This is a genomic window from Mesorhizobium sp. M7A.F.Ca.US.006.04.2.1, from assembly GCF_004022915.1.
GTDB lineage: Bacteria > Pseudomonadota > Alphaproteobacteria > Rhizobiales > Rhizobiaceae > Mesorhizobium > Mesorhizobium ciceri.
The window spans coordinates 1-1,989 of record NZ_RZQA01001019.1 but is presented as its reverse complement, the minus strand read 5'-3'; the positions used below and the strand labels follow the sequence as shown (position 1 = coordinate 1,989).

Sequence of the window (1,989 nt, the reverse complement as noted above, 5' to 3'; positions counted from 1 at the left end):
ACCAGATCTCCGGTTCGGGAAAGCGCGGCCAGGTGCTGAAAGGTGACGTGCTCGACGCCATCTCCAAGGGCGCGCCGTCGCAGCCGGCCGAGACGCCGAAAGCAGCACCGGCACCGGTTGCCGTGCGGGCGCCGTCCTCGGGCGACGATGCATCGCGCGAGGAGCGCGTGCGCATGACCAAATTGCGCCAGACCATCGCGCGCCGCCTCAAGGAAGCGCAGTCGACCGCAGCCATGCTGACCACCTTCAACGAGGTCGACATGTCAGCGGTGATGGCGCTGCGCACCAAATACAAGGACGTGTTCGAGAAGAAGCACGGCGTGAAGCTCGGCTTCATGGGCTTCTTCACCAAGGCCGTCACGCACGCGTTGAAGGAAATCCCCTCGGTCAATGCCGAGATCGACGGCACCGATATCATCTTCAAGAACTATGCCCATATCGGCGTCGCCGTCGGCACTGAAAAGGGCCTCGTCGTGCCGGTGGTGCGCAATGCCGACCAGATGTCGATCGCCGAGATCGAGAAGGACATCGGCCGGCTGGGTATCGCCGCGCGTGACGGAAAGCTGTCGGTCGCCGACATGCAGGGCGGCACGTTTACGATTTCGAACGGCGGCGTTTACGGGTCGCTGATGTCGACCCCGATCCTCAACGCGCCGCAGTCGGGCATTCTGGGCATGCACAAGATCCAGGACCGGCCTGTCGTGGTCGGCGGCCAGATCGTCATCCGGCCGATGATGTACCTGGCGCTCAGCTACGATCACCGTATCGTCGACGGCAAGGAAGCGGTGACGTTCCTGGTGCGCGTCAAGGAAAGCTTGGAGGATCCGGAACGGCTGGTGCTTGATCTCTGAGGTCTGGTGCTGATCCGGCTGTTGGAATGTGTGCCGGAGGAAGGGATCTGCGCGGCAGAATGACGACCCGTTCCCTTAGCCTTTCCAAGGTGCTTTCGATCGCATCGATCGCGGCCGGCATGGTGCTGGCCGCTGCCGGCGCCCATGCCGCCTGCCCGATAGAACTCGCTGTCTATGGCGACGCCCAGAGCGGCAGCGAGATCGATTTCACGCCGACCGGCACCTCGGCGACCGTCACCAACAGCTTCCGGATGATCCTCGACAACAATGTGGTGCTTAACGGCATCGTCATGTGGAATGAAGGCGTATCGCGGCCGAACGGCGCGCTGATGCACAAATGCCCCGAGGGCGACGTCACCGGCGAGGAGCTTGCCGCCTGCACGCCCTGGCACGGCGTCATCTACACGGCGGATGAAAACGGCAACATCGGACTGCTGCCGGCTGAAGGCGTCGAAGCGCCGAAGACGCTGATCCTGCCGGACCTCGGGCCGGCGTTGCGCCAATCCAGCGCCTATGGCGGCAGCGGATTTTCGAAAGTGCCGTGGGATGTGTTTGCCTTGAAGGGATGCCAGGAATGAGCGGGACGCAAAAGGTGCTGCTGGTCACCGGCGGCAGCCGCGGCATCGGCGCCGCGATCTGCCGGCTCGGATCGAAGGCCGGCTACCGGGTCGCGGTCAACTACGCTTCGAACCAGGAGGCCGCCAAGGCGCTGGTCGCCGAGATCGAGGCCGCCGGCGGCGAGGCTTTCGCGGTCAAGGGCGATGTCGGCAAGGAGTCCGATATCGTGGCCATGTTCGAGGCCGTCGACCGCGCCTATGGACGGCTCGATGCCTTCGTCAACAATGCCGGCATCGTCGACGTCAAGGCGCGCGTCGACGAGATGGATGTTTCGCGGCTGGAGCGCATGATGCGCATCAATGTCGTCGGCTCGTTCCTCTGCGCCCGCGAGGCGGTGAAGCGCATGTCGACCCGTCATGGCGGGTCGGGCGGATCCATCGTCAACATCTCGTCGGCCGCGTCGACATTGGGCTCGCCGGGCGAATATGTCGATTATGCCGCCTCCAAGGGCGCCATCGACACCTTCACCGTCGGGCTCGCCCGTGAGGTGGCGCTAGAAGGCATCCGCGTCAATGCGGTG

At 64.3% G+C, this 1,989-nt stretch carries 3 protein-coding genes; all 3 read left to right on the top strand.

Annotated features, from left to right (window positions below):
• Positions 1–851: 2-oxoglutarate dehydrogenase complex dihydrolipoyllysine-residue succinyltransferase (odhB, locus tag EN925_RS33625; RefSeq protein ID WP_128337258.1), on the top strand; the 851-nt coding region annotated here is incomplete at its 5' end.
• Between the two features lie 59 nt (positions 852–910).
• A complete protein-coding gene (locus tag EN925_RS33620; RefSeq protein WP_127370173.1) occupies positions 911–1,429 on the top strand; it encodes a hypothetical protein in 519 nt (172 codons plus the stop codon).
• The coding region (locus EN925_RS33615; protein WP_128337257.1) for an SDR family NAD(P)-dependent oxidoreductase at positions 1,426–1,989 on the top strand (564 nt) is incomplete at its 3' end. The genes EN925_RS33620 and EN925_RS33615, both read left to right, overlap by 4 nt.